27 protein-coding genes, 2 pseudogenes and 1 riboswitch are annotated in these 24,706 nt (G+C 74.6%); of the genes and pseudogenes, 17 read left to right on the top strand and 12 right to left on the bottom strand.

Annotated elements, in window-relative coordinates; genetic code table 11:
• Position 1: 1 nt before the first annotated feature.
• Positions 2 to 1,351: an O-acetylhomoserine aminocarboxypropyltransferase/cysteine synthase family protein gene (locus NR072_RS07370; RefSeq protein ID WP_225348746.1), complete on the bottom strand. Its 1,350-nt coding sequence runs from the start codon at positions 1,349 to 1,351 to the stop codon at positions 2 to 4.
• Positions 1,352 to 1,358: 7 nt separating this feature from the next.
• A riboswitch (SAM riboswitch) is annotated at positions 1,359 to 1,471 on the bottom strand.
• 175 nt (positions 1,472 to 1,646) lie between these two features.
• Here NR072_RS07370 and NR072_RS07365 point away from each other — a divergent pair.
• The 8 genes and pseudogenes from NR072_RS07365 to NR072_RS07330 all read left to right on the top strand — a co-directional run bounded on the left by NR072_RS07365 (position 1,647) and on the right by NR072_RS07330 (position 6,270).
• The gene (locus tag NR072_RS07365; RefSeq protein ID WP_098094169.1) at positions 1,647 to 2,375 is read left to right on the top strand and encodes a class I SAM-dependent methyltransferase; all 729 of its coding nucleotides are present in this window, start codon (positions 1,647 to 1,649) and stop codon (positions 2,373 to 2,375) included.
• Positions 2,372 to 3,697 carry an MFS transporter gene (locus NR072_RS07360; protein WP_225348747.1) on the top strand — a complete coding sequence of 442 codons (1,326 nt, stop codon included), beginning with the start codon at positions 2,372 to 2,374 and terminating at the stop codon, positions 3,695 to 3,697. Before NR072_RS07365 ends, NR072_RS07360 begins: the two co-directional genes overlap by 4 nt.
• Before the next feature lie 45 nt (positions 3,698 to 3,742).
• The gene (locus NR072_RS07355; RefSeq protein WP_060973468.1) at positions 3,743 to 4,156 is read left to right on the top strand and encodes a VOC family protein; all 414 of its coding nucleotides are present in this window, start codon (positions 3,743 to 3,745) and stop codon (positions 4,154 to 4,156) included.
• Positions 4,157 to 4,203: 47 nt separating this feature from the next.
• Positions 4,204 to 4,338, top strand: a pseudogene (locus NR072_RS07350) (GNAT family N-acetyltransferase); the annotation flags it as partial.
• Between the two features lie 286 nt (positions 4,339 to 4,624).
• On the top strand, positions 4,625 to 4,786 hold the full coding sequence (locus NR072_RS07345) for a hypothetical protein (RefSeq protein WP_153239435.1): 162 nt from the start codon (positions 4,625 to 4,627) through the stop codon (positions 4,784 to 4,786).
• A 122-nt stretch (positions 4,787 to 4,908) separates the two neighbouring features.
• A complete protein-coding gene (locus NR072_RS07340; protein ID WP_158184041.1) occupies positions 4,909 to 5,088 on the top strand; it encodes a hypothetical protein in 180 nt (59 codons plus the stop codon).
• A 61-nt stretch (positions 5,089 to 5,149) separates the two neighbouring features.
• Positions 5,150 to 5,722, top strand: a complete 573-nt coding sequence (locus NR072_RS07335) for a DUF2812 domain-containing protein (RefSeq protein WP_049145701.1) — start codon at positions 5,150 to 5,152, stop codon at positions 5,720 to 5,722.
• On the top strand, positions 5,719 to 6,270 hold the full coding sequence (locus NR072_RS07330) for a hypothetical protein (RefSeq protein ID WP_225348748.1): 552 nt from the start codon (positions 5,719 to 5,721) through the stop codon (positions 6,268 to 6,270). The genes NR072_RS07335 and NR072_RS07330 overlap by 4 nt, the downstream gene beginning before the upstream one ends.
• 52 nt (positions 6,271 to 6,322) lie before the next feature.
• Here NR072_RS07330 and NR072_RS07325 read toward each other — a convergent pair whose 3' ends face one another.
• The 3 genes from NR072_RS07325 to NR072_RS07315 form a co-directional block, all read right to left on the bottom strand.
• A complete protein-coding gene (locus NR072_RS07325) occupies positions 6,323 to 6,838 on the bottom strand; it encodes a GNAT family N-acetyltransferase (protein ID WP_049145708.1) in 516 nt (171 codons plus the stop codon).
• 140 nt (positions 6,839 to 6,978) lie between these two features.
• Positions 6,979 to 7,419: a hypothetical protein gene (locus tag NR072_RS07320; RefSeq protein WP_010080019.1), complete on the bottom strand. Its 441-nt coding sequence runs from the start codon at positions 7,417 to 7,419 to the stop codon at positions 6,979 to 6,981.
• Positions 7,420 to 7,543: 124 nt separating this feature from the next.
• Positions 7,544 to 8,113, bottom strand: a complete 570-nt coding sequence (locus NR072_RS07315; protein WP_049145716.1) for an adenylate kinase — start codon at positions 8,111 to 8,113, stop codon at positions 7,544 to 7,546.
• A 59-nt stretch (positions 8,114 to 8,172) separates the two neighbouring features.
• Here NR072_RS07315 and NR072_RS07310 point away from each other — a divergent pair, with 59 nt between their 5' ends.
• On the top strand, positions 8,173 to 8,691 hold the full coding sequence (locus tag NR072_RS07310; RefSeq protein WP_163721637.1) for a hypothetical protein: 519 nt from the start codon (positions 8,173 to 8,175) through the stop codon (positions 8,689 to 8,691).
• Positions 8,688 to 9,461, top strand: coding sequence for a bifunctional 2-polyprenyl-6-hydroxyphenol methylase/3-demethylubiquinol 3-O-methyltransferase UbiG (locus tag NR072_RS07305; protein WP_163721635.1), 774 nt, complete (start codon positions 8,688 to 8,690; stop codon positions 9,459 to 9,461). Before NR072_RS07310 ends, NR072_RS07305 begins: the two co-directional genes overlap by 4 nt.
• Before the next feature lie 142 nt (positions 9,462 to 9,603).
• Here NR072_RS07305 and NR072_RS07300 read toward each other — a convergent pair whose 3' ends face one another.
• Complete coding sequence (locus NR072_RS07300; protein ID WP_225348749.1) at positions 9,604 to 9,957, bottom strand: NUDIX domain-containing protein; 354 nt, start codon at positions 9,955 to 9,957, stop codon at positions 9,604 to 9,606.
• A gap of 99 nt (positions 9,958 to 10,056) precedes the next feature.
• Here NR072_RS07300 and NR072_RS07295 point away from each other — a divergent pair, with 99 nt between their 5' ends.
• Together NR072_RS07295 and NR072_RS07290 are read left to right on the top strand one after the other, a co-directional pair.
• The gene (locus NR072_RS07295; RefSeq protein WP_163721633.1) at positions 10,057 to 10,593 is read left to right on the top strand and encodes a DUF2243 domain-containing protein; all 537 of its coding nucleotides are present in this window, start codon (positions 10,057 to 10,059) and stop codon (positions 10,591 to 10,593) included.
• Between the two features lie 13 nt (positions 10,594 to 10,606).
• Complete coding sequence (locus tag NR072_RS07290) at positions 10,607 to 11,419, top strand: cytochrome c oxidase assembly protein (protein ID WP_163721648.1); 813 nt, start codon at positions 10,607 to 10,609, stop codon at positions 11,417 to 11,419.
• 97 nt (positions 11,420 to 11,516) lie between these two features.
• Here NR072_RS07290 and NR072_RS07285 read toward each other — a convergent pair whose 3' ends face one another.
• On the bottom strand, positions 11,517 to 11,948 hold the full coding sequence (locus NR072_RS07285) for a MarR family winged helix-turn-helix transcriptional regulator (RefSeq protein ID WP_012751108.1): 432 nt from the start codon (positions 11,946 to 11,948) through the stop codon (positions 11,517 to 11,519).
• Positions 11,949 to 12,084: 136 nt separating this feature from the next.
• On the opposite strand from NR072_RS07285, the gene NR072_RS07280 reads away from it, so the two are divergent.
• Complete coding sequence (locus NR072_RS07280; protein WP_205521359.1) at positions 12,085 to 12,504, top strand: organic hydroperoxide resistance protein; 420 nt, start codon at positions 12,085 to 12,087, stop codon at positions 12,502 to 12,504.
• Here NR072_RS07280 and NR072_RS07275 read toward each other — a convergent pair.
• Positions 12,486 to 12,938, bottom strand: a complete 453-nt coding sequence (locus NR072_RS07275; protein WP_061866797.1) for a DUF805 domain-containing protein — start codon at positions 12,936 to 12,938, stop codon at positions 12,486 to 12,488. The two genes, NR072_RS07280 and NR072_RS07275, sit on opposite strands and share 19 nt — an antisense overlap.
• Positions 12,939 to 13,020: 82 nt before the next feature.
• On the opposite strand from NR072_RS07275, the gene NR072_RS07270 reads away from it, so the two are divergent.
• The gene (locus NR072_RS07270; protein ID WP_010080009.1) at positions 13,021 to 13,692 is read left to right on the top strand and encodes an SGNH/GDSL hydrolase family protein; all 672 of its coding nucleotides are present in this window, start codon (positions 13,021 to 13,023) and stop codon (positions 13,690 to 13,692) included.
• A 508-nt stretch (positions 13,693 to 14,200) separates the two neighbouring features.
• Positions 14,201 to 14,647, top strand: coding sequence for a hypothetical protein (locus NR072_RS07265; protein WP_098094159.1), 447 nt, complete (start codon positions 14,201 to 14,203; stop codon positions 14,645 to 14,647).
• A gap of 238 nt (positions 14,648 to 14,885) precedes the next feature.
• On the opposite strand, the gene NR072_RS07260 is transcribed toward NR072_RS07265, so the two are convergent.
• Positions 14,886 to 16,367 carry a PQQ-binding-like beta-propeller repeat protein gene (locus NR072_RS07260; protein WP_163721631.1) on the bottom strand — a complete coding sequence of 494 codons (1,482 nt, stop codon included), beginning with the start codon at positions 16,365 to 16,367 and terminating at the stop codon, positions 14,886 to 14,888.
• Between the two features lie 134 nt (positions 16,368 to 16,501).
• On the opposite strand from NR072_RS07260, the pseudogene NR072_RS07255 reads away from it, so the two are divergent.
• A pseudogene (locus tag NR072_RS07255) lies at positions 16,502 to 16,708 on the top strand (acyl-CoA dehydrogenase); the annotation flags it as partial.
• A 33-nt stretch (positions 16,709 to 16,741) separates the two neighbouring features.
• Here the strand turns inward: NR072_RS07255 and NR072_RS07250 are convergent.
• Entirely contained in the window at positions 16,742 to 17,974 is a 1,233-nt protein-coding gene (locus tag NR072_RS07250) for an aminotransferase class I/II-fold pyridoxal phosphate-dependent enzyme (RefSeq protein ID WP_163721629.1), read from the bottom strand.
• 156 nt (positions 17,975 to 18,130) lie between these two features.
• A complete protein-coding gene (locus tag NR072_RS07245) occupies positions 18,131 to 21,562 on the bottom strand; it encodes a DEAD/DEAH box helicase (protein WP_036340482.1) in 3,432 nt (1,143 codons plus the stop codon).
• Between the two features lie 134 nt (positions 21,563 to 21,696).
• Here NR072_RS07245 and NR072_RS07240 point away from each other — a divergent pair, with 134 nt between their 5' ends.
• Positions 21,697 to 23,382 carry an SDR family oxidoreductase gene (locus NR072_RS07240; protein ID WP_049145750.1) on the top strand — a complete coding sequence of 562 codons (1,686 nt, stop codon included), beginning with the start codon at positions 21,697 to 21,699 and terminating at the stop codon, positions 23,380 to 23,382.
• On the opposite strand, the gene crtX is transcribed toward NR072_RS07240, so the two are convergent.
• Both crtX and NR072_RS07230 read right to left on the bottom strand, forming a co-directional pair.
• Complete coding sequence (crtX, locus tag NR072_RS07235) at positions 23,367 to 24,158, bottom strand: C50 carotenoid glucosyltransferase CrtX (protein WP_036384352.1); 792 nt, start codon at positions 24,156 to 24,158, stop codon at positions 23,367 to 23,369. The two genes, NR072_RS07240 and crtX, sit on opposite strands and share 16 nt — an antisense overlap.
• The gene (locus NR072_RS07230; RefSeq protein ID WP_174233308.1) at positions 24,155 to 24,706 is read right to left on the bottom strand and encodes a hypothetical protein; all 552 of its coding nucleotides are present in this window, start codon (positions 24,704 to 24,706) and stop codon (positions 24,155 to 24,157) included. The genes crtX and NR072_RS07230 overlap by 4 nt, the downstream gene beginning before the upstream one ends.

The following is a 24,706-nucleotide window of genomic DNA, read 5'->3' as shown; positions in this document are numbered from 1 at the left end:
CTCAGCGCACCTCCTGGGTGACGGCGGCGTTCTCGGGGACGGCGGGCGTGGTGGCGGGGGCGGCCGGCCCGGCGGCGGTCACCACGGCCAGGGCGCGGTCCAGGTCCGCGATCAGGTCGTCGGGACACTCCAGCCCGATGGAGAGCCGGACGGTGGTCTCGGCGATCCCGGCGGCCTCGCGCTGCTGCCGCGTCAGACGACAGTGCGTCATGGTCGCCGGGTGGGAGACGAGGGACCGGGCGTCGCCGACGTTGACCACCAGCTGGAACAGCTCGAGCGCGTCGAGGAACGGGGCCACGGCCTCGGGGCCGCAGGCCAGGTCGAAGGAGAACACCGAGCCGACGCCGTCCGGGAAGTCACGGGCGGCCAGCGCCGCGCTGGGATGCCCGGCCACGCCGGGGTGGTGCACCCGCGCGACCGCGGGGTGCCCGGCCAGGTGTTCGGCCACGGCCAGCGCGGTGGCGGTGTGGCGGGCCACGCGCAGGTCGAGCGTCTCGAGCCCCTGGATGAACTGCGCCGCGCTCGCGGGGGCGAGGGTGGGGCCGAGGTCGTGCAGGAACTTGCTGCGGGCCAGCGTCAGGTAGGCGCCGCGGCCGTGCCGCTCGACCAGCGTCTGCCCGCCGTAGCGGGCCTTGGGCCGGGCCAGCTGCGGCCACCGATCCGGCGCCGCGCCGTGGTCGAACGTGCCGCCGTCCACGATCGCGCCGCCGAGCACCGCGCCGTGCCCGCCGAGGAACTTGGTGGCCGAGTGCACGACGACGTCGGCGCCGTGCTCCAGCGGCCGGTAGAGGGCCGGCGTCGCGAGGGTGCTGTCCACCACCACGGGCACGCCGGCCGCGTGGGCGAGGTCCGCGAGCGCGGGCAGGTCCGGGAGGGTGGCGAGCGGGTTGGTGATGGCCTCGAGGAAGAACGCGCGGGTGTCGGGCCGGACCGCGGCGGCCCACGCGGGCGGGTCCGCCGGGTCCGCGAAGGTGACCTCGATGCCGAAGTCCGCGAACGTGTCCGTCAGCAGGTCGACGGTGCCGCCGTAGAGCTGGCTGGAGGCGACCAGGTGCTTGCCGCCCTGCAGCAGCGCCAGCAGGGACAGCGCGACGGCGGCCTGGCCGGTGGCCGTGGCGATCGCGCCGATGCCGCCCTCCAGCGCGGCGAGGCGGTTCTCGAACACCGCGACGGTCGGGTTGCCCGTGCGGCTGTAGGTGAAGCCGGGGGTCTCGAGCCGGAACATCGATGCCGCTGTGGCGTGGTCCGGGAAACGGAACGCCGTGGTCTGGTGGATGGGCGGGACGACCGGCCGGTGGGGCGCGGCGGGCTCGTAGCCGGCGTGGACTTGCTGTGTGGCATGACGGGGCATCTGCTCTCCTCCATCGGTCCTGGCGGTAGCACCGGGCCTGCCGTTCCCGGGGGTCCGAGTCCGGCGGGCGGGTTGCTGCGGCGTCGTCGAGCCAGATCTCTCAGCCGCTCTGGATGGGTGGTGAGCCCATCCCACGCGGTGGGCCGCCGAGAGTCCAGCGGGCGGCCGGCTCGCGCGTCATATGAGCCGCCCCCGCGCCATCCAGGACCGGCCGGAGCCTCTCCGGGGCGCGGCGGGCCGAGGCAGACCCGTGTGACGGACCGGCGTGGAGGGGGGGTGTGTCAGACTCCCGGGCATGACGCAGAGCACACCGGGCGGACCGGCCATGGACCTGCCCGACTTCCGGCCCTCGGGCAACCAGGGCGTGGACCCGGCGCTGTACGAGATCGAGAACGCGGCCATGGACCGTGAGGGCGCCCTCTGGGCGGCGCTGCAGGAGGCGGCGCCCTGGGCCGGGCGGACGCTGCTCGACCTCGGTGCGGGCACCGGCTTCTGGCTGCCCCGCTACGCCGACGCGGCCGAGACGATCGCCGTCGAGCCGGACGTGCGCCTGCTGGGGGCCGCCCGCGCCCGCCCCGGCGGGGCGCGCGTGCTGTACGGCTCGGCCGCGCGGATCCCGCTGCCGGAGGCGAGCGTCGACGTCGTGCATGCCCGGTTCGCGTACTTCTTCCCGCACCCGCACTGGGACGTCCGACCCGGCCTGGACGAGGTCGCCCGGGTGCTGCGGCCCGGCGGCGCGCTCGTGGTGATCGACAACGACACCGAGCGCGGCCAGTTCGCCGAGCTGCTGCGGGCGAGCACGAACGCCGCGGCGCAGGGCCAGGACACGTACGCCCGCGAGTGGTGGGCCGGCGTCGGGGCCGAGACCCGTGAGGTCATGAGCTCGTGGACCTTCGACTCCCGCGCCGACCTCGAGGCCGTCCTGCGGCTGGAGTTCGAGCGAGGGGTCGCCGACGCGTGGCTCGCCGAGCACCCCGCAGCGACGTCACTGAGCTACGGCTACCTGCTCCACGTGTGGCGGTGAGCACGGACCCGCGTCGCCAGACGCCTGCCCCCCGCACCCCTGACACTGGGACGCCCCCGCCGCCGGAAGGACGGGCGCGGTGGCTGGTCGCCTCCAACGCCCTCGACGCGGGTGGCCGGTCCGCCTCGGACGTCGCCCTGGATGTCCTGGCGGTGCTCCTGCTCGGCGTGCGCGCCGACGGCATGGGCGTGCTGATGACGCTCTCCGGGTTGGGATTCCTCCTGCTCGGCGTGCCCATCGGCATCGTGGTGGACCGACACCTCAGCCCGCGGCTGCTCGCGGCCACCGGCCTCGCCAAGGCGGCGGTGCTCGGCTCGCTCGTCGTGGCGTGGGCGCTCGACGCGCTCACGTTCGGTCACCTCGCCGCCGTCATGGCCCTGCTGGGCGTGCTCACGGTGCTGGCCGAGACCACCCAGACCGCGCTCGTGCCGCGCGTCGTGCCGGCCACCGCCGTCGCCCGCCTGACGGCGCGGCTCGAGTCCGCCGACGCCGCCCTCGTGTTGATCGTGCCCGCCGCGGCGGGCGTCCTCGTCGGGTCGCTGGGCGCAGGGCCCGTGCTCGGCATCGCGACGGCGTTCCTCTTCGCGGCGGCGATCGTCGCGCTCCGGGTGCGGTTGCGGCCCTCCGCCGCGGCGGACGTCCCGGACGACGACGGGGACCCCGGCGTCGCGGACGTCCTCTCCCGCTGGGCCCGGTTCGGGAAGGACGCCGCGGAGGGGTGGACGGTCCTGCGGCGCACCCCGGTCCTGTGGCTGCTGACGATGGGGTCGGTGGCCGCCAATGTGGGCATGGCCCTCTTCGCCCCGGTCGAGGCGGTCTGGATCCTGACCGACCTGCGGCTCGGGCCGGAGTTCCTGGGCGTCCAGATCACCGCGGGCGCGGTCGGGGCACTGGCGGCCTCGTCCCTGGCGGGCCGGGCCATCGACCGCCTGGGCGAGCGCCGGTGCATCCTCCTCGGCTCGGTCGGCTGCGCCGTGGCCGTGGGGCTGCACCTGCTGGCCTACGTCGACCGCGCTCATGCCGGGCCGTGGCTGCTGGCCGGCGCGGCCCTCTGGGGGTTCATGGTCCTGCTCGGGAACATCACCCAGGCCGCCGTGACCGCCCGCGCCTGCCCCGAGGGCACGCTCGGGCGGGTCACCGCGATGCGCCGCACCCTCACCCGGGGCTCCGTGCCGCTGGCGACCCTCGCGGGAGGTGCGCTCGGGGCGACGCTCGGGGTCGGCTGGGCGCTCGCGGGGTGGCAGGTCCTGGCCGTGGTCTCGCTGGCCGCCGTCGTGCCGGCCGCGCGGTGGGTGGATGCGGGGCGCGACGACGTCGACTGAGGCCGAGACGCTGACGCGGACGCCGAGGTCGCTTAATGTGTGGCCATGGTCAGCCGCCCCGTGCTCCAGCAGCCGGTGATCGACGCCGTCGACATCCGTTCCGTCGCGGAGTTCTACCGCGAGCTCCTCGGCCTCCACTACCGCGCGGGCGACGAGCTCGCGGACGGCCGCGAGCCGGACAGCGCGGACTGGCTCGTGCTGCTGGACGACGACGGCCGCCGCGTCCTGACATTCCAGCGCACCGAGGAACTGAAGCCCAGCACGTGGCCGTCACCCGAGGTGCCGATGCAGCTGCACCTGGATTTCACCGTGCCGGACCGCGATTCCCTCGACGCGGCCCACGGCCACGCCCTGCGCCTGGGCGGGCGCCTCGTCCAGGACCGCTCCGACGACGAGGACGAGCCCCTGTACGTGTTCGCGGACCCGGCCGGCCACCCCTTCTGCGTCTTCGTGGGGTGAGCGCGGCAGACCGCGGCACGGCTCAGTGCCGTCGGTAAGGTCGTCGGGTGATCCCGCAACCCACCGATCGACTCACGTTCCGGTGCATGACCGACGCTGACCTCGACGACATGTGCCGGCTCCTCGGAGACGCGGAGGTCATGCGCTACTACCCGCGAGCCAAGTCGCGCAACGAGGTGCAGCGGTGGACCCGACCCGGACGCGGCCGATCCGATGGGCCCGATGCCCCACGACCCCTCCTGGGCCGGCGGCGGGGACGACTCCCTGCTCCAGCGCGCCGCCGAGACCGCCCGCGACCTGCTGCCCGGCAAGGACTGACCCGGGGGCCTCCGGCAGGAGGGCCAGGGGTGGGCGTGTCGGCCTGACCCTTGGTTGACTTGCGACGACGTCGGCCCACCCCACCCCGGGCGCCGTCGGACAGGGGGCGCTCACCCGGCGCCCCTCCCACCACGCCTGAGGAGGGCACCCATGGCTGATCAGCAGATCCCCGAGACGAAGAACTCCGACGCCCCCGGCGACCAGGACCAGGCCGCGCAGCAGGCGCCCGCCGAGGTCGACGGCCTCGCGGCCAAGGCCGAGCAGTCCGAGAAGGAGACCGAGGAGAACGACGAGGGCGGCTACGGCCACTGACCGACCACCTCGTCCCACCGACGACGCCCCGGGTGCCGCGCGCATCCGGGGCGTCGTCGCGCCCGGGGGGGGCGTCAAGGTCGGCATCCGATGCCCCATCCCCTTGCACCCACCGGCAGTCGATGACTGAGTGTCACTCAGAGATATATCCCTCAATGATTCTCGGGGAGTGGCGGGACCCCGATGATCCGCATCTCCACACCACGTTGAAGAAGCTCAGGGATGCCGGGTTCATCGAGGAGTTCGACGGCGACGACGCCCGACGCGTCCATCGCCTCACCCCCGGGGACGCGGCGTCCTGATGAGCGACATCGAGCGCCGGCGCGGAATCCTGGCGATGGCCGACCAGATCATGGAGACGACATGAGCACCACACGCATGAGCAGTGGGCCGGCCTTCACCCCGGAGAAGGACCTCGCGAGGTTCGAAGACACGGCCCGCCGCGGCCAGCGGCTGACCGGGTTCTCCCTGGCCGCCCACGGCTGGCGCTTCGAGGACGCCGAGCCCGAGGACGTCGTCTTCGACATGTCCTACGAGACCGACCCCGACGACCACCACTTCGACCTCTTCCGGGCCGCCGGCTGGACGCCCGCGCTCACCTACGGCCACATCCGCCTCTTCAAGGCCGCCCCCGGTACCACCCCCGTCCACACCGGCACGGAGTCACGACTCGAGGAGGCGCTCGGCAACCGCGCCCTGTTCCTGCGGTACACCGCAGTGACGATCGCCGCCGTGCTCCTGGTGGTGCTGGCGATGGCGGCCGCCGACTGGCCTCTTGCGGCGGTGCTCGCCACCGTCGCGGGCCTCTACGTCCTCTCCTTCACGGACCTCGAATGGCGAGGACTCATCGGCTGGGGGCTCTTGCTGCTGGGTCTGGCGTTCCACATCGTCCGGTTCGGGCTGAAGCCCCCGTCGGACCCGGACCGGCGCCGATGACCACCGCGCCGGCCGAGGCGGCGCGCACCGCCGTCGTCGAGCCGCCGCCCGGCTACGCGGTGCTGGGGTGGGCGTTGGTGTTCGTCACGGCGCTCCCCTTGGTCCTCTTGCTCGTGCTGGATCAGGCCCTACGGTCGGCGGGCATCCTCGTGATCGCCGCGGTGAGCCTCGGGCTGGTCGTGTGGCTGAGCCAGGTGGCGTTCCTGCGCGCCCGCATCGAGCTCGCGGCGGACCCCGCCGCCGGCGTACTCCGCCTCCGGGCCCCGCTGTACTCCCGCGAGCTGCCCCTGGACTCACTGGCCACGGTGGAGGTCCAGGACGACGTCGGCCCGGGCGTCGCCTACATCAACTGGCCGGTGACGGGGCGGGCCCGCTCCCGCCGCGGCGTGCGCCTGGACCTCGGCGGCCCCGCCGGGCTGGTCCTCACCACCCACGACGGACAGCGGTTCACTGTGGTGACCCCGGATCCAGAGACGGCCGCGGAGCTGCAGGCGACGGTGACCCAGGCGACGTCGAGCGGCGACGTCCGGAATCGACTGCAGAAGTGACCCCTCTGACGCCCGCTGACACCCCCAGAAGGGTCACTTCCGCAGTCGATTCTCAGGTGTGCGCGCGACGCCCGTCCGTCGCACCCGCCCCCGCCCGCCGCATCGGCACGTGCGGGATGCCGTCCTCGAGGAACTCCGGCCCGTCCGGCGCGTAGCCCCAGCGGGCGTACCAGTGCGCCAGGTGGGCCTGGGCGTCCAGCACGCTCGGCCGCCCGCCGATCCGGGCGACCGCCTCGTCCAGCAGCGCCCCGGCCAGGGCCCGGCCCCGCGCGTCGGGGTGGGTGACGACGCGGCCGATGCGGGCGACGTCGCCGTCGTCCAGCAGCCGCAGCGTGGCGACGGGCGTGCCCGCCTCGTCCTCGACCCACAGGTGGACGGTGGCCGGCTCGAGGTCGCGGCCGTCCAGGTCCAGGTAGGGGCAGTCCTGCTCGACGACGAACACCAGCGACCGCAGCTGCCAGAGGCGGTAGGCCGTCGTCCGGTCGAGCTCGTCGAAGCCCGCGGCATGGACGGCAGGGGCGGGGCCGGGTGTGGCGGCGGGCGGCGTGGGGGCGGGGCGCTCGGGCATGAGCCGATGGTGCCACGGGAGCGTCCGACGCCCGGCGCCCGACGTGCTCCTGAGTGCTCCGGCGTCGCCGAATCCACTGCGGAACTGACCCTTCTGGCGACCGCCACCGCCCTCAGAAGGGTCACTTCCGCAGCGGATTCTCAGCCGTCCTCGCGGCGCAACGGCACCGGGACCGGCTCGGGCTGCGGCTCCCCGGTGGTGGTGGCCGCGAGCACGCCGTGTGCCGCCGCGGTCAGCACGGCGGCGAAGAGTCCCACACCCAGCGCCGTGGCGGCCCCGTCCGCGAGCAGGGGGATCACCATGCCCGGCACGATCGCGACCCCCACCATCACCACCGCGAACCACGCCGTACTCCCCCGGCCGGCGTAGAACACCTGACGCCCCGCCTCCTCCTGGTCCACCCGGTGGTGCACGTCGCGCAGGGCGAGGGCCACGCCCAGGAGGCACGCCGTCAGCAGCCCGACCGCCCATCCCAGCCCCAGCTCGTGCCGCAGTCCGGACACGACGCCGGCGCATCCCACGAGCGCCGCCGCGACGGCGATCCGCACGTGCCAGACCTTCTCCCGCTCCATCCCGTCCATGGCCCCACCCTGTCAGAGCGCGGGACGAAGGGCGAGGCGGCCGCAGGACCTCCCCTTCTGCTCAGGACCGTGTCCTGAGGACGCGGTCCTGAGCACGACGTGAGGTCCGGAGGAGCAGCGTGCTTCAGGGAGCCTGCCGCCTGCCCTCCAGCCGGGCCAGCACCCACTCCCACTGCCGCGGCGTGCTCAGGCGCAGCACCGGCGCCCCCTCCGCCGCGGCCTCCCGCTCCCGGGCCCATGCCCGCTTGCGGTCGAACGTGGCGGCGTGCCAGCGCAGGATCGACTCCTCCCCGAGCACCCGACGCCAGGACTCGCGGTTGCCGTTGCACATCTCCCCCTGCCCCACCACCCGGCGGATCGTGCGCCGCACCAGGCGCGTGAAGGTCCGGGCCCGCGAGTAGTCCAGGGCGATGACGACGTCGGTCCGCTTCATGACCATCGGCCGGTAGAAGCCGTAGGCGGAGTCCAGCACCCAGGCCTCCCCCGCCGTGACCGAGTCCGCCAGGGCGGTCTGCTCGGCCTCCGGCCGCGGGACCCAGCCCGGCAGCCAGCCGAACTCCTCGTCCACGAGGGTGACCGGCAGGCCGAGCACAGCGCCGAGCCGCACGGCCGCGGTGGACTTCCCGGCCCCCGTGACCCCGTGGAACAGGACGCGGCGGGCCTGCCGCACGTGGTCGATCGAGGCGGAGGGCATGGGAGGAGGCTAACGGCCGTGACACGATGGCCCCGGTCGCACACAGCAGGAGGGGAACGATGACACAGGTGCACACAGGCAACGCTCACAGGCAGATCGTGGACGGCCAGCGCGTCCGCGGGATCAGCCGGGCGGGTCATCCGGTGGTCTTCGGCGGGCTGATCGGGGTGGTCGGCGGCATGGCCTTCCTGCTCGCCGGGATCGCCGGGTTGCCCGGCGACGCTCAGAGCATGCTCCGCAGTGCGGCGGTCGCCCTCGCCGTCTTCGCCCTCGCGGCGGTCCTGCTCCGCCGCCGGACCCTGCCCGCCCTGCCGCCCCCGGCGCAGATCGCCCTGGTGGCGGCCGTGGTGGGCGCGCACTTCCTGCCGTTCGCGCGCGCGTTCGGCGCGCCGGTGTTCCGGTGGATCGGCGGGTCGATGCTGGTCCTGGGCCTGGTCGGCGCCCTGGCGGCGATGCTCCGCGTGCCCGCCGCGGGACCGGCCGGGGCCGCGGCGGCCGGCGCGGCGATGCTGCTGATCGTGGCGGGGCAGGCCCTGCGGCAGGGGGCGCCCGCCCCGGGTGACAGACTGCGCGCATGACCGACGCCCCCTCCCGCGCCGAGGCCAACCGGCGCACCTACGACGACGCCCGCCTCGCCGCGATCTACGACGTGGACAACCCCGCGGGCGAGGACCACGCGTTCTTCCGCCGGGTCGCGGACGAGGTCTCGGCCGCGCGGGCCAGCACCCGCATCGTCGACCTCGGCTGCGGCACCGGCATCCTGACGGTGACGCTCGCGGGCCCGGGGCGGGACGTTGTCGGGATCGACCCGGCCGAGGCCATGCTCGCGGCGGCCCGCGCGCGCCCGGGCGGGAACGGCGTCGAGTGGCGACACGGGGATGCGGGGCTGATCGCGCCGGACTCCGCCGACCTGGTGGTGATGAGCGGCAACGTGGCCATGCACCTGGTCGACGACGACTGGCACGCGTCGCTGCGGCGCATCGGTGCGGGGCTCGTGCCCGGCGGCCGCCTGGTCTTCGAGACGCGCAACCCCGTCCGGCGCGCGTGGGAGGGCTGGCAGCAGGACCCCACGGAGCGCACGATGCCGGCCGGGCGGGTCCTCGAGTCGGAGCGCACCTCCGCCCCGGACCGGCACGGGGTGGTGACGATGCGCGTGCGCACCGAGTTCCTCGACTCCGGGGAGGTGTCCGAGGTGGACCAGCACCTGCAGTTCCGCTCCGCGGAGCAGGTGCGCGCGGACCTGGCCGCAGCGGGGCTGCGGGTGGAACGGCTCTCCGGAGACTGGCACCGCACGGCCTTCGACCCCGCCGAGCACCCGCTCATGGTGGTGGAGGCGGTGCGGGACTGACCGGGCGGTGGACGGCGAGCCCCTATGCCCCTCAGCCCCCGAACCCGACCGCCGTGTCCGGGGTGAGGTCGCCGTCGCGCAGGCCCTCCAGCACGAGCCGCTCGTAGTCCGGAATCGGGCTCGGCAACGAATCCAGGGGGAACTACTCCAGGTGGGGGGCCTTGCCGGGCTCGCAGATCCGCGGCTCACCCGCCCAGGACCGGCAGGCCCAGAACCAGTCCACGCGCTGCTCGCGCGGGGTGTCCGTGCCGTCCGTGCGCTGCATGACGGTCAGCAGCTCGAGGGCAGCAGGCTCGATCTCGACGCCGAGCTCCTCCGCCGTCTCCCGGACCGCCCCCTGCCGGGCCGCCTCCCCCGGCTCCACGTGCCCGGCGGCGCCCGCCACCCAGAACCCGTCCATGTACCCGGTGTGATGCCGGCGCTGCAGCAGCACCTCCCGTCCCCGCAGCAAGAGGACGTAGGAGGAGGGCACGAGGGCGAAGGAGTGGGCGGCCATGGGCACCATCATCGCCTCACGGGACCGCCACTGCGGCCGGTGCGTGGATGACGCCCGTGACCTGGGCATTCGCTGGGAACTGCCGCTAGCGTGGGCGCCATGGCCTCCCCCTCCGTCACGGCTCGGCCCGTCGGCCGCCCCGCCCCCGACCTCCACCGCCGCCTGCTGCTGTCCGGGATCCTCTTCGGGGTGGGCGTGGCCGCCTTCGTCGACGAGGTCGTCCTGCACCAGCTCCTGCACTGGCACCACTTCTACGACCTGTCCACCGCGGCCGTCGGCCTGGTCTCCGACGGACTCTTCCACGCCTTCGGCTGGTTCGCCGCCGTGGCCGGGCTGTTCCTCTTCGCGGACGTGCGACGCCGCGGCGGCCCCGGCGTCGGCCGGTGGTGGCCGGCGGTGCTGATCGGCGCGGGCGCGTTCCAGGCGTGGGACGGCACCGTCCAGCACAAGCTCATGAGGATCCACCAGATCCGGTACGAGGTCATCCCCACGGAGCTGCAGGGCACCGGCCCGTACGCGCCCGTGGACGACATCCTCGTGTACGACCTCGTGTGGATGGCCATTGCGATCGCCTTCCTCGTGATCGGCACCCTGGCGTGGCGGCGCGGCTCCCGCCGGGCGGCCGCCCGTACATGAGCACCCCGGCGGGATCGGGGCGGAGCTCGGCGCCCAGGCGGCGAGCGCCCCGTTCCCGCTGGCCGGCGTCGTCATCGGCGGCGGACTCCTGCTGTTCCTGGTCGCCTATGCGGCGCTGGTCCGCGCCGGACGACGCCGGGGCCGCGCCTGGTCCGACGCGCGCACCCTGAGCGCGGCCGCGGGGGTGGTGGCCGGCGTCGTGGCGGTGGGACCGCTGGGGGTGCTCGGCCACCACGACTTCACGGCCCACATGTGGGGGCACCTGCTGCTGGGCATGCTCGCCCCGCTGCTGCTGGTGCTGTCCGCGCCGGTGACCGTGGCCCTGCGGGGCCTGCCCGTGGCGTGGGCGCGGCGGCTGTCCCGGGTGCTGTCCACGCCGTACGTGCGGGTGGTCTCGTACCCGGTGGTGGCGGGGCTGCTGAACATCGGCGGGCTGTGGCTGCTCTACACCACACCCCTGCACGCCTGGATGCATGCCTCCGCGGTGGGGCATCTGCTGGTGCACGTGCACGTGCTGCTGGCCGGGTGGGTGTTCACCGCCGCGATCCTGCAGGTGGACCCGGCACCGCACCCGCACGGACACCCGCTGCGGGCAGGTGTGCTCGTGGCGTTCCTCGCGCTGCACGCGATCCTCTCCAAGCACGTCTACGCGCATCCGCCGGCGGGCGTGGGCGTGGCGGAGGCCCAGGCCGGCGCCCAGCTCATGTACTACGGCGGCGACTGGATCGACCTCGTGCTGATCGCCGTCTTCTGCCTGGACTGGTACCGCCGCACCGCGCCGGTGCGGTCGGGGCGGGGCGGTGTGGTGGCCCGGGCGGCGTCCTGAGAAGACCGCTCGATGTGCTCAGGACCGCGTCCTCATGACGCGGTCCTGAGCACAGCAGGCGGTCGCGGGGATCCTGCGCCCCCGCCCGCGCCCCGGCTCAGTCGAGTCCCGCGGCCAGCTCGTCCAGGAAGGCCTTGAGCTCCTCCCGCTGTCCGGCCGGCCCGGGGTAGAGGTCGGCCATGCGTGCGGGGATGTCGGCGGCGGCCTCGCGCAGGTCCCGGCCGGCGGGGGCGAGGGAGATGAGGCGACGCCGCTCGTCGTCGGCGCTGCGGGCACGGGTGACCAGGCCGGCGTGGTCGAGGCGGCGCAGCAGCGGGGTGAGGGTGCCGCTGTCGAGTCCCAGGCGCGCGCCGATGTCGTTCACGCCCACCGGCCCGTCCTCCTGCCAGAGCACCAGCATCACGAGGTACTGGGGGTAGGTGAGGCCCAGCTCCTCGAGCAGGGGCCGGTAGGCGCGGGTCACCGCCCGGCTGGCGCGGTAGAGGGAGAAGCACAGCTGGCGGTCGAGGTCGAGGGGGGTGACGTCCACCCGGACAACCTACCCCGCAGACAACTGGATTGCACACAACCTGATCGCGGACTACCTTGGACCGTGGCCGCCGTCGAGCGGCCCCCGGCACCCCGGGCCAGACACCGTCAAGGAGCACACCGTGATCGAGATCGAGATCGAGCCCCTCTACACCACCGAGGCCATCGCCACGGGCGGCGGCCGCAACGGCCACGTCCGGACCGCGGACGGCCGCGTCGACATGGACCTGGCGATCCCCGCCGAGATGGGCGGCAGCGGCGACGGCGCCAACCCCGAGCAGCTCTTCGCCGCCGGCTACGCCGCGTGCTTCCACTCCGCCCTGCAGAGCGTCGCCCGCCAGGCCAAGAAGAAGCTCGGCGACTCCTCCGTGGGCGCCCGCGTCTCGATCGGCAAGGCCGGCGAGGGCTTCGGCCTGGCCGTCACCCTCGAGGTCGTCATCCCGGACCTGCCCCAGGACGAGGCGCAGCAGCTCGCCGACGCCGCCCACCAGGTCTGCCCCTACTCCAACGCCACCCGCGGCAACATCCGCGTGGACGTTCAGGTCGTCGACGACTGACCGCTCGGCGCGGCGGCCTCCGCGGCCACCCGCGGATCCGAGGGCTGGAGCACCATCACCAGCAGGGCGATCGCACCGAGCACGGGCAGCAGCGCCAGGAGCAGCCAGGCGCGGCTGAGCCCGGCGTCGTGCAGGCGCCGGGCCGTCAGCGCCCAGGCGGGCACCAGATGGAGCAGGCCCCAGACCCCCGAGAAGGCCTGGTAGGCCTCGGTCATCGAGTCGACGGCGGGGACGCTGAGACCGCTGACCGCGAAGCCGGGGAACACGACGGCGGAGGGGGCGGCCGTCGTCGTGTCCGCCCCGAGGGCCTCGAACAGGAGGGTGATGCCGAGGGACAGGTACAGCACCACCCACCAGAACTCGGCGCGCCCGCCCCGGCCGCCGAACTGCGCGTAGCGTCCGTAGAAGCGGCCCACGGCCCGGAGGAACGTCATGGCCGAATCCTGGCCCATGAGGTGGCCCGAGTCGATGCCCTCCCGCGTATCCGCACGTCAGGGCGCCGGTAGCCTGGCGCGCATGCCCTCCCCCTCCGGCTGGCAGGCCCAGCACGACGCCGACTACCGCGCCCACTGGCACGCCCTCGCCGCCCGCGCGGACCCCGACGCACTCACGTGGGTGGTGCTGGGCGACTCGGCCGCCGTCGGGATCGGGGCCGAGAGCGTGGAGCGCACGTACGTGGCCCAGGTGGCCGAGCGGGTGGCCGCCGAGACCGGCCGGCCCGTGCGGGTGGTGAACCTCGCCGTCAGCGGGGCCATGGCGAAGGACGTGCTCGCCGACCAGCTGCCCCTCATGCCGGCGAGCGGGGTGGACGCGGTGACGTGCGTCGTCGGCGGCAACGACGTCACCTGGGCTTGGCGGTTCCGCGAGGCCGCCTTCGAGGAGCCCCTCGAGGCGATCGCCCGCGCCCTGCCCGCCGGCGCCACGCTGGGCCTGGTCCCGACGTTCCGCATCCCGCCGTTCGAGGCTCGCGTGCGCCGGGCGAACACGGTGGTGCGGCGGGTGGCCGCCCGGCACGGCCTCGGCGTGGCGGACGTGCACGCGGCCACGTGGCGGCGGAATCTGAGGCACCAGGTCAGCCGCCTGGCCCGGGACCTGTTCCACCCCAACGGCGCCGGCTACGAGGACTGGGCCGCGGCGGTCGCCCCCGAGGTGCTGCGGCAGGTGCGGGGTCAGGCACCGGCCGCCTGAGGACTCCTCCCCGCCGCGCGCGAAGCGCACATCCGGCGTCCCTCACACCGGGGGCTAGACGGGGACCCATGCGATGCCTAGTCTCCCCTCACGCACTGCACGACGACCGGTCGGGCCGGCGTCCGGGAGCACGGGCTCCCCCGACCGACGGAGGTCCGCCTTGACCCCCTCACCCCCTTCCCTCCGCTCCGCCCGCCATGCCCTCCCGGCCACGACGGCGGCCCTGACCCTGGCCCTCACGCTCGCCGGCTGCTCCGGCGGCGGGGGCCCAGCGACGGCGTCCGGCACCATACCCTCCCCTGCGGCGTCCTCCGACACGACGCCGTCCCCGTCGAGCACGTCCGAGACCACCACGCCGTCCGCGGGCGGGCCAGCCTCCGGCACCACGGCGCCGAGCACTCCGGCGCCGGCCTCCGGGAGCGCCACGCAGGGTTCGGGCGGCGGCTCCACCGCCGGTGCCGGGTTCGTGCCCGAGGGCGCCGATCCCGCCAGGAACGGGGCTCTGCCGTTGAGCGAGGGCTTCCTCGCCGCCCTCCCGGAGGCCGCCGTCACGCACCGGGCGGGCAGTCCGACGGAGGACCCCCTGGCCCGGGCCCTGGAGGGCGTCGAGCTGCCCGGCACGCCCACGACGGACGTCAACGTGATCGCCTCCGAGCTGCAGGGCCTCCAGACCCCCGGGGAGGGGGGCGCGGCGATGGGCGGCGAACGCCCCGAGGGCACCCTGCGCCTGATGCTGCTGTGCGACGACCCGGACGCCGGCCCGTCCTCGGTGGGCATCCTCGGGGCGGACGGCTTCGCCGCCTACCAACCCCTGGGGTGGTCGGACCGCTGCGGCGGATACGTCGTCATGGTGCCGGAGTCGGACGCGGAGGACCTGGTGGTGAGCGCCGAGGCCCCCGAGGGCACCCGGTACCGCCTGAGCGTGATCACGGACCACGATCCGGTGGCCAACTGACCCCACCATCCCCGGGGCATCCTCTCCGGCAGGCCCTCCTGGATCCGGCAGGCCCTCCCGGAGCGGGGCCTGCGGACAGGCGGGCGGGGCCGCGTCCCCACGACGCGACCCCGCCCTCCTCCATCCACGGGCCGGCGGCAGGTGCCGGCCCTGGCCGTCAGCGTCCCCACGACGCCCCCGGCCGCCGACCGGGCACCCCTCCCCACGAAGGGCGCCCGGCCGGAGTCTCGTCACACGATCAATGGTCGTGCCCCTCGTGGCCCTCCGAGGGCTCGGCGCCGTGGTCGTGGCCCTCGTGGCCGTCGTCGTCGTGGTCCTCGTCACCGTGCGCGCCCTCCTCGGGCTTCACGGACTCCGGCTGGCCGGTGACCACGGCCATCTCGACCGGGGCGAACTCCAGGTCCTTCTCCAGGACGGTCTCACCGGTCTCCAGGTCCACGGCCACGAGCCTCCGGTTCTCCGCGTCCGTCACGTAGGCGGTGTTCCCGGCGACCTTCAGGATCGGACCGGGCTCCTGCCACTCGTCCTTCTCCTTCCACGGCTCGATCACCGGGTACTCGGCGGTGACCTCACCGGTCTCCTCGTCGATCACGGTGACCTCGCCGTCGTAGGTCAGCACGACCGCGGAGCCGTCCTCAGCGCGGCCGAGCGAGCGGAACCAGTAGGACGAGCCGAGGTCCACGGTGGTGAGCTCATCGGTGCGGGTGTCGATGAGGGCGATCCCCGTGGGCCGCTCGACGGCTTCCTTCGGCTCCTCCTCGACCTTGTGATCACCCAGGACGATGGGTGAGTCATGCAACCCGAACAGGTTCCCGGAGCGCTGGTACTCGGTCTCGACGTCCACCTTGTGGAACTCGCCGTCCCGGTACACGACGGGCCCGTTCTCGCAGCCCATCACGACGACGTCGCCCGCCTCCGTCGGCTGGGCCGCGGCCTCGCCGTGACTGCCGGGGCAGTCGTCGGTCTCGGCCGTGACCTCGCCGGTCTTCGGGTCGATCACCTGGAGCGTGTTCCGGGAGTCCTCGGTGCCCTGCGTGGTGAAGAGGGTGCCGTCGGAGAGCTCGAGCGCCACGCCGTGGTGCGGGTCCTCGGTCTCGGCCTCCGTCATGACGGGCATGAGGTCCGGGGTCGCCTTGTCCAGGTGGGTCGAGTCGAAGGTGCGGATCGCGCCCGTGCCGTCCGCGAAGAGGGTGGTCTTGCCGTTGTGGGTGACGACGTGGCCGGGATGCTCACCCGGGAACGTTACGCCGGTCATGCCGGGCGCGGACTCGTAGTGGTGGAAGTGATCGCCGTGGGCCTTGGCCTGGATGCCGGTGGAGAACACCTCCCAGCCCTTCCCGGTGGTCACCAGGACGTCCTTGCCGTTGCCGGCGTTGCTCAGCCGCGTGAAGCCCGTGATGTCCTGCTCCTTCACCACCTCACCGGACTCGGCGTCGAGCAGCGTGAGCCCGTCCTCGTGCGAGAGCAGGATGCGCGGCGTCACCGCGGAGACCTCGGTGGCCCGGGCCGGGTCGACGCGGTCCTCCGCGGAGACGGAGGAGGCCGCCGTCGCCTCACCCGCCGGCGACTCGGAGCCGCCCGCGGCGGAGGCGGGTGCCGACGTCGGGCCGGACGGGTCGGCGTCCGCGCCGCACGCCGTCAGGGCGATGGCCGCGGCGGCGAGGGTGGCGGAGAAGGTGGCGGTGCGCGTGGAACGGCGCTGCGGGGCGAAGTGGGACACGGGGGGCCTTTCACGAGAGCGAAAAGATGCGACTGATTCACAATAAAGACTGTTGCGGATGATTCGCAATACTGCGGTGGACCCCGCCCCGTCATCCCGGCGGCGCCGACGGCGCGCCCCCGTCGGGGGAACCGGCACGTGACGCCCTCGAGCGCGCGGCGACCCGCCTGTTCGAGGTGGGCGGGGCCTCCGCGACGCTGCGCACGCGCGGGCTGGACCGGCATGGGCGCAATGCGCGGGTGCTGGTCAGCCACAACCCGCTGATCTACCGCGCCCGACTGCTCGGCGACCGGGCCGTCAACGGCACGCCGCTCGGGCGCCACTACCGGCTGGGCGGCTGAGACGTCGGGCGGTGCGGCGCGCGGCGGAGCCCGTCAGGCCAGGCCGCGCGCCGCATGCCAGGCGGCGATCCGCTCGAGCGCCTCGTGGACGGCGTCCGGGCCGGCGGCGAAGGAGAGCCGGACGGACTCGGGCCCGTGGACGGCGTCGAAGTCGTCGCCGGGGGTCAGCGCGACGCCGGCCTCCTCCAGCAGGGCGGCGCAGTAGCCGACGGCGCTGCCGAACTCCGCCAGCATGCCCGGGGCGAGACGGGCCCAGAGGTAGAAGGCGCCGTCGGCGGGGGCGGCGTCGGCCCAGCCGAGCCGGGGCAGGGCGGCCAGCACGACGCCGCGCGTCGCCGTGAAGCCGCCGGCCTGCTCGGCACAGAACGCGTAGGACTCCTCGCTGAACGCGTGGACGGCCGCCTCCTGGGCCGCGGCGGGCGGGCAGAGGGCGACCGAGCCGGCGAGGCCGTCGACCGCGGCGGCGAGGTCGTCCGGCATGAGCATCCAGCCCAGCCGCCAGCCGGGCATGCCCCAGTACTTGGAGAACGAGCTGACCACGAGCGCGGTGCGGGAGGTGCGCCATGCGCAGGCGCCGGGCCCCTGCCCGTCCGTGTGCACGATGCCGTGGTAGATCTCGTCCGAGACGAGCCGCACACCGCGTTCCTCGCACCAGCGGGCGAGTTCGGCGAGCTCGGCGGCGCTGACCATCGTGCCCGTGGGATTGGCCGGGGAGGCGAGCACGAGCCCCGCGACCGGGCCCTCCGCGAGCGCCGCCTCCAGGTGGGCGACCGTGGGCTGGTAGCGGGTGCCGGCGTCGACGTCCACGTCCACCACCTCCACCCCGAGCGCCGTGAGGATGTTGCGGTACGCGGGGTAGCCGGGGCGTGGCAGGAGCACGCGGTCCCCCGGGGGGAACGCCGCGAGGAAGCCGAGCATGAACGCCCCCGAGGAGCCCGTGGTGATCGCGACCTGCTCGGGGCGCACGTCGAGCCCGTACCAGCGGCGGTAGTGGCCGGCGACGGCGGCCCGCAGCTCCGGCAGGCCCAGCGCCGGGGTGTAGGTGAGGGCACGGCCGGAGGCGTGGACGGCGGCGGCCGCGGCGTCGACGGCGGGCGGGGCGCCCCCGCCCGGCTCCCCCGCGCACAGGCTGACGACGTCGTGGCCGGCGGCACGCAGCTCGGCGACCCGGCCGAGGATGCTCATCACCGTGAACGGCGGCACCTGCGACCGGGCGGACGGCGCGAAGGCAGGGGCGGCGGTGCTGGAACGGGACGGGCGACGCATGGCCCGAGGCTACCCCCCGCTTTCGTTCGGGAAACGGCGCCCCGGGGACGACTTTCGTTGACGAAACGGGCGGGCGGGACGCCGTTTCATCAACGAAAACGTCGCGACACGCCGCCGTTTCCCGAACGAAGACGTCCGGCCCGCCTCGCGCGGCCCTCACTCCTCGGCGCCGAGCATCTCCCGGATGTCCTCGGCGGTGAGGGAGTCGGTGAAGGCACCGGCGCCGGAGTCGTCGGACTCGTCCATGAGCGCACCGAACAGCTCGGCCTTGCGCCGCTGCAGCTCGAGCACCTTCTCCTCGATCGTCCCCTCGGACACGAGCCGGTAGACCATCACGGTCCGCTCCTGCCCGATCCGGTGCGCCCGGTCCACGGCCTGCGCCTCCGCAGCGGGGTTCCACCACGGATCCATGAGGAACACGTAGTCCGCCTCGGTCAGGGTCAGGCCGAAGCCGCCCGCCTTCAGGGAGATCAGGAACACCGGCGCCTCGCCCTCGCGGAAGCCGCGGATCACGTCGGCGCGCCCGCGCGTGGAGCCGTCGAGGTACGCGTGCTCGATCTCCAGGTGGTCCAGCTCCTCGGCGATCACCCGCAGGAAGCTCGTGAACTGGCTGAACACGATCACGCGGTGCCCCTCGCCGATCACCTCGGTGAGGTCGTCGAGGAACCGCTCGAGCTTCGAGCTGGGCACGGAGGCGTACTGGTCGTCGACGATCTGCGGCGCCAGCGCGAGCATCCGCAGCAGCGTGAGCGACGTGAAGATGGTGAACCGGTTGCCGTCCATGTCCCCGAGCAGGCCCAACACCTTGCGGCGCTCGCGCTGGAGCACGCGGTCGTAGAGCTTGCGGTGGGCCGGCTCGAGCTCCACCTGGAGGATCTGCTCCTGCTTGGACGGCAGGTCCTTCGCCACGAGCTCCTTGGAGCGGCGCAGCATGAACGGGCGCACGCGGCGGCGCAGGGCCGCCATCCGCTCGGGGTCCCCCCCGGTCTCGATGGGGGTCACGTAGGTCTCGCGGAACCGGCGGTGGCTCGGGAACAGGCCCGGCACGACGACGCCCAGCAGCGCCCACAGGTCGCTGAGGGAGTTCTCCATCGGCGTGCCGGTGATGGCCAGCCGGAAGGGGGCGCGCAGGTCGCGGGCCACCGTGTGCACCTTCGCGGCGCGGTTCTTCAGGAACTGTGCCTCGTCGAAGACCACCCCGCCCCAGTCGAGTCCGCCGTACTGGCCGGCGTCGATCCTCAGGAGCGTGTAGCTGGTGACCACCACGTCCGCCCCCGCCACCTCGTCCGCCACGGCGGTGCCGCGCTTGCGGGTGGTGGTGTCCAGGACGCGCACGTCGAGGTCCGGGGTGAACTTCTCGGCCTCGGCCGCCCACACGGACACCACGGAGCTCGGCGCGACCACGAGGAACGGCGGCCGCTCGGGCCGGGCCTGGCGCGCGTGGGCGAAGAGCGCGAGGGTCTGGACGGTCTTGCCCAGGCCCATGTCGTCGGCCAGGATCCCGCCGAGGTCCTGCTCCCACAGGAACGCGAGCCAGCGCAGACCCTCCTCCTGGTAGGGGCGCAGGTCGGCCTTCAGGCCGGCGGGGCGCGGGGCCTCGGGGAGGCGCTCGACGGCGGCCAGACGCCCGACGGCGGCGGTCCACTCCGGGTCCTCGTCCACCTCGTCCGCGAGCTCCTTGAGGTCCTCCCAGAAGCCGACCTGGTGCCGTGAGACGGGGGTGTGCTCCGGAGTCCACTCCTGCAGGGTGGCGGCCTCGGAGAGCAGGGCGCGCAGCCGGTCGAAGGCGGGGTGGTCGAGGCCCAGGTAGGAGCCGTCCGCGAGGATCAGCGTGGTCCTGCCCTGCACGAGCGCGGTGAACAGCTCCACGAACGGCAGCACGTGCCCGTCCACGGAGACCTGCACGCCGAGGTCGAACCAGTCGTTCTGCGTGGCCTTCGTGCCGACCTCGATGCGCGGGGCGGCCTTCAGCTCGCGGTAGTCGGGGCGGTCGCCGGTGACGTCCACGCGCACGTGGTCCGCGCGCTGCAGCAGCGGCAGCACCTGCTCGGAGAACCGGGCGGCGCCCACGCCCTCGAGGACCTGCTCCTCCGCACGGCCGGCGCGCGGCCAGAGCTCGGCCACGGCGCGCAGCACCGCGTCCTCGTGCCGGGTGTCCCGCAGGGGGTCGCCGCCGGCGTCGAGGCCGAGTTCGCGGGGCGGGTCGAAGTAGAGCCAGGACCAGCGCAGCACGAGCTCGTGGCCGGGTCGGAAGTCGGCGCGCAGCCGCAGCACGGGCGGCTCGAACTCGGGCAGCTCCACGGAGGCGTCGCCGCTGGTCACGGGCAGGGCGCCACGCAGCCGCGGGTAGATCCGGCCGAGGAACTCCTCGCGGTCCGCGGCGGGCACGCGCACGGGCCCGCCGGCGAGCACGAGCTGCTGCACGGCCTCGGGGACGGGGCGTGCGGCGGGGATCAGGTGGAGCACGGCCTCCTCGTCCGTGAGCTCCACGCGGTAGAAGCCGATGCCTCCCACGGCGTGCACACCGCTCAGCCCGGGGCCGGGCGGGGCCGGGTCCAGGGACGGGGCCACGTCCAGACCGCCGTCGGGGGCGCGGGTGACGTCCAGCCCGACGGCGACGGGCGCCTCCAGCACCACGTCCGTCAGCAGCCCCAGCGGCACGAGCTCCACCCCGACCTCGCGGGCCTCCGCGAGCAGCTGCCAGATCCGCGGGGAGTCGAAGACGTGCAGACCGAACCAGGCGTCGCCCGGGTAGGAGTCCTCGGCCTGGACCTGACGCCAGATCAGGCGCATCGCCCGCTCCTGGGCGGGGGCGAACTCGGCGCGCGGGAACTGGAACGCCTTCCACGTCAGCCCGCCCTTGATCCACGTCCCCTTGGCCCCGCGCTTGAGCGGGCGCACGGTCACGTACAGCGGGCGGCCCTCGCGCACCTGCTCCTCCCCGGCGGTCGCCGGGCCCCACTGCTGGAACGCGTTGCGGGAGGACTCGGCCACGAGCTCCACGCCGATCGCCAGCGCGGGCGGCGTGCCCACCCGGCGCGGGCCGTGGAGTCCGGCCAGCGGCTCCATGACCCGTCGCCAGTCCAGGCCGGCAGGGGGTGGGGGTGCCGCCCCGTCCGCGGCCGGGGCGTCGAGGCCGGCCGGGCCGCCGCCGTCGTGGCCCCGGCCGGCGGGCGCGGGCAGCGCGTCCGCCGTGGTGACCATCTCGGCGAGCTTGCGGCGGGCGTCGTCGAGGGCCTGGTCGGCGTCGAGGCGGACCACCTGGTAGAGCGCGGCGGCCACGTGCTTGCAGTCCGTCCCGACCGGGCACGTGCAGCGCCCGCCCACCGGCTCCATGAGGGCGCCGGCGCCGTCCTCGGCGGCGTCGTCGTAGGCCTCCTGCAGCTGCACCTGCACCCGGTAGGGGCTGGGCGCGGTGCCCTGGACGGAGGCGCTCAGACGGCCGGTGGCGGCGTCATAGCGCAGGCGCCCCACGGCACCCGACGCGGCCACGGCGAAGCCGCGGTCCGCACTGGTGGGCCCGACGACGGCGCGGATGGCCTCGGTGCGCAGGTGCGGCAGGACGTCTCCGGAATCTGCAGTGGCCATAGCGAGCAGTCTTTCACGGACCGTGCCGGGCCCGCTCCGACCGACGCAGGTTCGGCGGCGTGCCCACTCACGGGCCCCGGGTCCGCACACCTGAGACCTTCAGCCCGACCCGCCCCGGACCCTAGAGTGCGCCCATGGCGTCCACACAGCCCTCCCCCGTCCCCGCCGGTGCCACGCCGGCGTCCCACACCTCCCCCCTCGGCCTGTCCCTGCCGGACGGCCGGGGCCGTCGCGTCCTCGTCACCGGTGCCACCGGTTACGTGGGCGGGCGCCTCATCCCCGAGCTGCTCGCCGCCGGCTTCGACGTCCGGGCCGGCGCCCGGAACCCCTCCGACCTCGCGGACCGACCGTGGTCGGACAGCATCGAGGCGGTGGAGCTCGACCTCACCGAGGCGGACCTCGTCGAAGCCGCCATGCAGGACGTGCACACCGTGCTCTACCTCGTGCACTCCATGGGCGGGGGCGGCGACTTCGTGGCCCAGGAGCAGCGGATCGCGGACATCGTGGGCACCGCCGCGGACACGGCCGGCGTGGCCCAGCTCGTCTATCTCTCCGGCCTGCACCCGGACACGGTCCCCGTCGCGGAGCTGTCCGACCACATGCGCTCCCGCGCCCTCGTGGCCGAGCGTCTCGAGCGGGCGGCGACCCCGGCACTGACGTTCGAGGCCGGGGTGATCATCGGCTCGGGCTCCACCTCGTTCGAGATGATCCGCCACCTCGCCGAGCGGCTGCCCGTGATGCCCGGCCCGTCCTGGCTGAGGAACCGGGTGGAGCCGCTGGCCATCCGCGACGTCCTGTACTACCTCCTGCAGGCCTGCGCCCTCCCGGAGCCCGTGCAGCTGCGGGCCCAGATCGGCAACGGGCACCCCCAGCCGTTCGCGAGCGTGCTGGTGGACTACGCCAAGGCCGCCGGCCTGTCCCGGCGCATCGTGATCCCCACCCCGTTGCCCTTGAAGACCCTGGCGGGCTTCTGGATCGGCATGGTGACCCCCATCCCGGTCGCGGTGGCCCTGCCCCTGGCCGCATCCCTCGCCGAGGAGGCGGTCGTGGAGGACCGCTCGGTCCGCGACCTCATCCCGGACCCGCCGGGCGGGCTGACCTCCTACATGGACGCCGTGCGGCTGGCGCTGAAGCGGGAGAAGGAGGGTCCCCTGGACGTCACCTTCGACGCGGACCTCCAGAGCTCCGCGGACCCGGCCGCCTCTCTGCCCTCGGATCCCGAGTGGGCCGGCACCACGGTCTACACGGACGAGCGCGAGCGCGAGTCCGACCTGCCCGCGCAGGAGGTGTGGCCGGTGATCGAGTCGGTGGGCGGCGCCAACGGTTGGTATTCCACCCCGCTGCTGTGGAAGATCCGCGGGCTGATGGACAAGTTGGCCGGCGGGCCCGGCCTGACCCGCGGCCGGCGGGACCCGAACCACCTGCGACGCGGCGACGCCGTGGACTGGTGGCGGGTGGAGGACGTGGAGCCGGGGCGGCGGCTGACCCTGCGGGCGGAGATGAAGGCCGGCGGGCGGGCCTGGCTGCAGCTGAGCACCGAGCCGCGGGAGGGCGGAGGCTCCGTCTACCGCCAGCGGGCGGTCTTCATGCCGGACGGCCTGCTCGGACGCGCCTACTGGACCGCCATCCTGCCCTTCCACGCCGTGGTGTTCCCGGAGATGGCCGCGAACATCCTGGCCGAGGCCAGGCGCCGGCACGACGGCGGCGAGCGTCCCCGCACCCGCGGCCTGCTGCGGCCGCTGGTGGACCGGCTGCCCCTGCGTCGCAACCCGTTGGACAGGCGAGCCCGCGGCGCCGGCGGCGCTCAGTCGCGGGACTGACCGTCGGGGCCACGCCCCCAGTGGGGCCGGGGGCGTGACCGGGCCGCCCGGCGCAGCCACCGCCGCCCGGGGGACAGCCGGGCCCAGTTGACCTGCAGGGTGGTGACCGCCATCCGGCCCTGCCGCACCCGCTGGCGCAGGGAGTGGAAGATGCGCCCGGCGACCTCCACCCGCAGGTCCGGATCGAACCGGATCCGGCGGCCGGCCAGGGCCAGCTGGAAGGACAGGTCCAGGTCATCGTGCACGTCCCCGCGTTCGCGGTGGACGCGGGTCCGCACAGCCTGCCACGCCTCGGCGCGCAGGGCGCAGTTGGAGCCCCAGACGGGGGTGGCCGCCACCGCGGCGCCCGCCCCCCAGCGGTACGCGCCGGTGTAGAGCGCCGCCCGCACCTGTCCCCGGAGGCCGGGCTGGTCGTGGAAGGTCCCCGGCCCGGTGAGGGCGTCGAGCCCGGGGTCGGCGTCGAACCGAGCCACGATCCGTTCGAGCCAGTCCGCGGGCATCCGCGTGTCGGCGTCGCAGCGCACCAGCAGTTCCCCGACCGCGGCGTCCAGGCCGGCGGCCGCCGCGGCCGGGACCCCGCGGCGCGGCTCGTGCACCACCCGCGCGCCGGCGGCGCGGGCGAGCACCGCCGAGTCGTCCACGCAGCCGTTGTCCACCACCACCACCTCCAGCGCCGGCCGGCTCTGGGCGGCCAGCAGGGCGAGACACACGCGCAGGTGCTCGGCGTCGTCGAGCACCGGGACGACCACGGAGACCGTGGGGCGGGCCGGGGTCACCGGATGCGCTCCCGGCGCACGGCGAGGGCGGCGCCGATCCCGGCGCCGACGAGATCGGCGGCGAGGTCGCCGATGGTGTCCGTGTGGCCCACACCGATCTCGGGGGTCACCGCCGTGTGCCCCCACCATTCGGCCAGCTCCCACACCACGCCCAGGGCCACGGCGGCGGCCGCGATCCCCAGCCCGGCCAGGCCCGGGCCGAGCAGGGCCACGGCCTGCCCGGCCTCGGTCCCCCGACGCCGGAGCCATGCCCCCACCACCAGTGCCGTCAGACAGGCGACCACGGCGGAGGCGGCGGCGTGCACGAGCAGGTCCAGCCACGGCACCCGCGGGTAGAGGCCGATGACGCTCAGCCACCCGGCCAGCAGCAGGACCGCCTGCGCGGCCCAGTCCAGGGCGCCGCCCGGGGCGAGCCAGCGGGTGAGCCACTGGGAGCCGAACACGAGCAGCATCGCCGCCGCGGACGGCCATCCGGCGTGCACCGCCGCGACCGGGACGAGGATCAGGCCGAGCGCGCGCAACAGGTCTGCGGGGATCAACGGCAGCAT

Source organism: Micrococcus sp. Mcc89, from assembly GCF_024519795.1.
Taxonomy (GTDB): domain Bacteria; phylum Actinomycetota; class Actinomycetes; order Actinomycetales; family Micrococcaceae; genus Micrococcus; species Micrococcus luteus.
Note: the sequence above shows the minus strand (reverse complement) of the source record. Positions and strands in the feature narration are given on the sequence as shown.

What these genes read in the sequence shown, in the direction of transcription:
- NR072_RS07320 (WP_010080019.1), bottom strand. Translation starts at nt 7,419, where the DNA reads ATGGACGGGATGGAGCGGGAGAAGGTCTGGCACGTGCGGATCGCCGTC.
- NR072_RS07305 (WP_163721635.1), top strand. Translation starts at nt 8,688, where the DNA reads ATGACCGACGCCCCCTCCCGCGCCGAGGCCAACCGGCGCACCTACGAC.
- NR072_RS07240 (WP_049145750.1), top strand. Translation starts at nt 21,697, where the DNA reads ATGGCGTCCACACAGCCCTCCCCCGTCCCCGCCGGTGCCACGCCGGCG.
- NR072_RS07330 (WP_225348748.1), top strand. Translation starts at nt 5,719, where the DNA reads ATGACCACCGCGCCGGCCGAGGCGGCGCGCACCGCCGTCGTCGAGCCG.
- NR072_RS07325 (WP_049145708.1), bottom strand. Translation starts at nt 6,838, where the DNA reads ATGCCCGAGCGCCCCGCCCCCACGCCGCCCGCCGCCACACCCGGCCCC.
- NR072_RS07275 (WP_061866797.1), bottom strand. Translation starts at nt 12,938, where the DNA reads ATGACGTTCCTCCGGGCCGTGGGCCGCTTCTACGGACGCTACGCGCAG.
- NR072_RS07295 (WP_163721633.1), top strand. Translation starts at nt 10,057, where the DNA reads ATGGCCTCCCCCTCCGTCACGGCTCGGCCCGTCGGCCGCCCCGCCCCC.
- NR072_RS07245 (WP_036340482.1), bottom strand. Translation starts at nt 21,562, where the DNA reads ATGGCCACTGCAGATTCCGGAGACGTCCTGCCGCACCTGCGCACCGAG.
- NR072_RS07270 (WP_010080009.1), top strand. Translation starts at nt 13,021, where the DNA reads ATGCCCTCCCCCTCCGGCTGGCAGGCCCAGCACGACGCCGACTACCGC.
- NR072_RS07315 (WP_049145716.1), bottom strand. Translation starts at nt 8,113, where the DNA reads ATGCCCTCCGCCTCGATCGACCACGTGCGGCAGGCCCGCCGCGTCCTG.
- NR072_RS07300 (WP_225348749.1), bottom strand. Translation starts at nt 9,957, where the DNA reads ATGGCCGCCCACTCCTTCGCCCTCGTGCCCTCCTCCTACGTCCTCTTG.
- NR072_RS07370 (WP_225348746.1), bottom strand. Translation starts at nt 1,351, where the DNA reads ATGCCCCGTCATGCCACACAGCAAGTCCACGCCGGCTACGAGCCCGCC.
- NR072_RS07355 (WP_060973468.1), top strand. Translation starts at nt 3,743, where the DNA reads ATGGTCAGCCGCCCCGTGCTCCAGCAGCCGGTGATCGACGCCGTCGAC.
- NR072_RS07310 (WP_163721637.1), top strand. Translation starts at nt 8,173, where the DNA reads ATGACACAGGTGCACACAGGCAACGCTCACAGGCAGATCGTGGACGGC.
- NR072_RS07345 (WP_153239435.1), top strand. Translation starts at nt 4,625, where the DNA reads ATGGCTGATCAGCAGATCCCCGAGACGAAGAACTCCGACGCCCCCGGC.
- NR072_RS07365 (WP_098094169.1), top strand. Translation starts at nt 1,647, where the DNA reads ATGACGCAGAGCACACCGGGCGGACCGGCCATGGACCTGCCCGACTTC.
- NR072_RS07250 (WP_163721629.1), bottom strand. Translation starts at nt 17,974, where the DNA reads ATGCGTCGCCCGTCCCGTTCCAGCACCGCCGCCCCTGCCTTCGCGCCG.
- NR072_RS07340 (WP_158184041.1), top strand. Translation starts at nt 4,909, where the DNA reads ATGACTGAGTGTCACTCAGAGATATATCCCTCAATGATTCTCGGGGAG.
- NR072_RS07230 (WP_174233308.1), bottom strand. Translation starts at nt 24,706, where the DNA reads ATGCTGCCGTTGATCCCCGCAGACCTGTTGCGCGCGCTCGGCCTGATC.
- NR072_RS07335 (WP_049145701.1), top strand. Translation starts at nt 5,150, where the DNA reads ATGAGCACCACACGCATGAGCAGTGGGCCGGCCTTCACCCCGGAGAAG.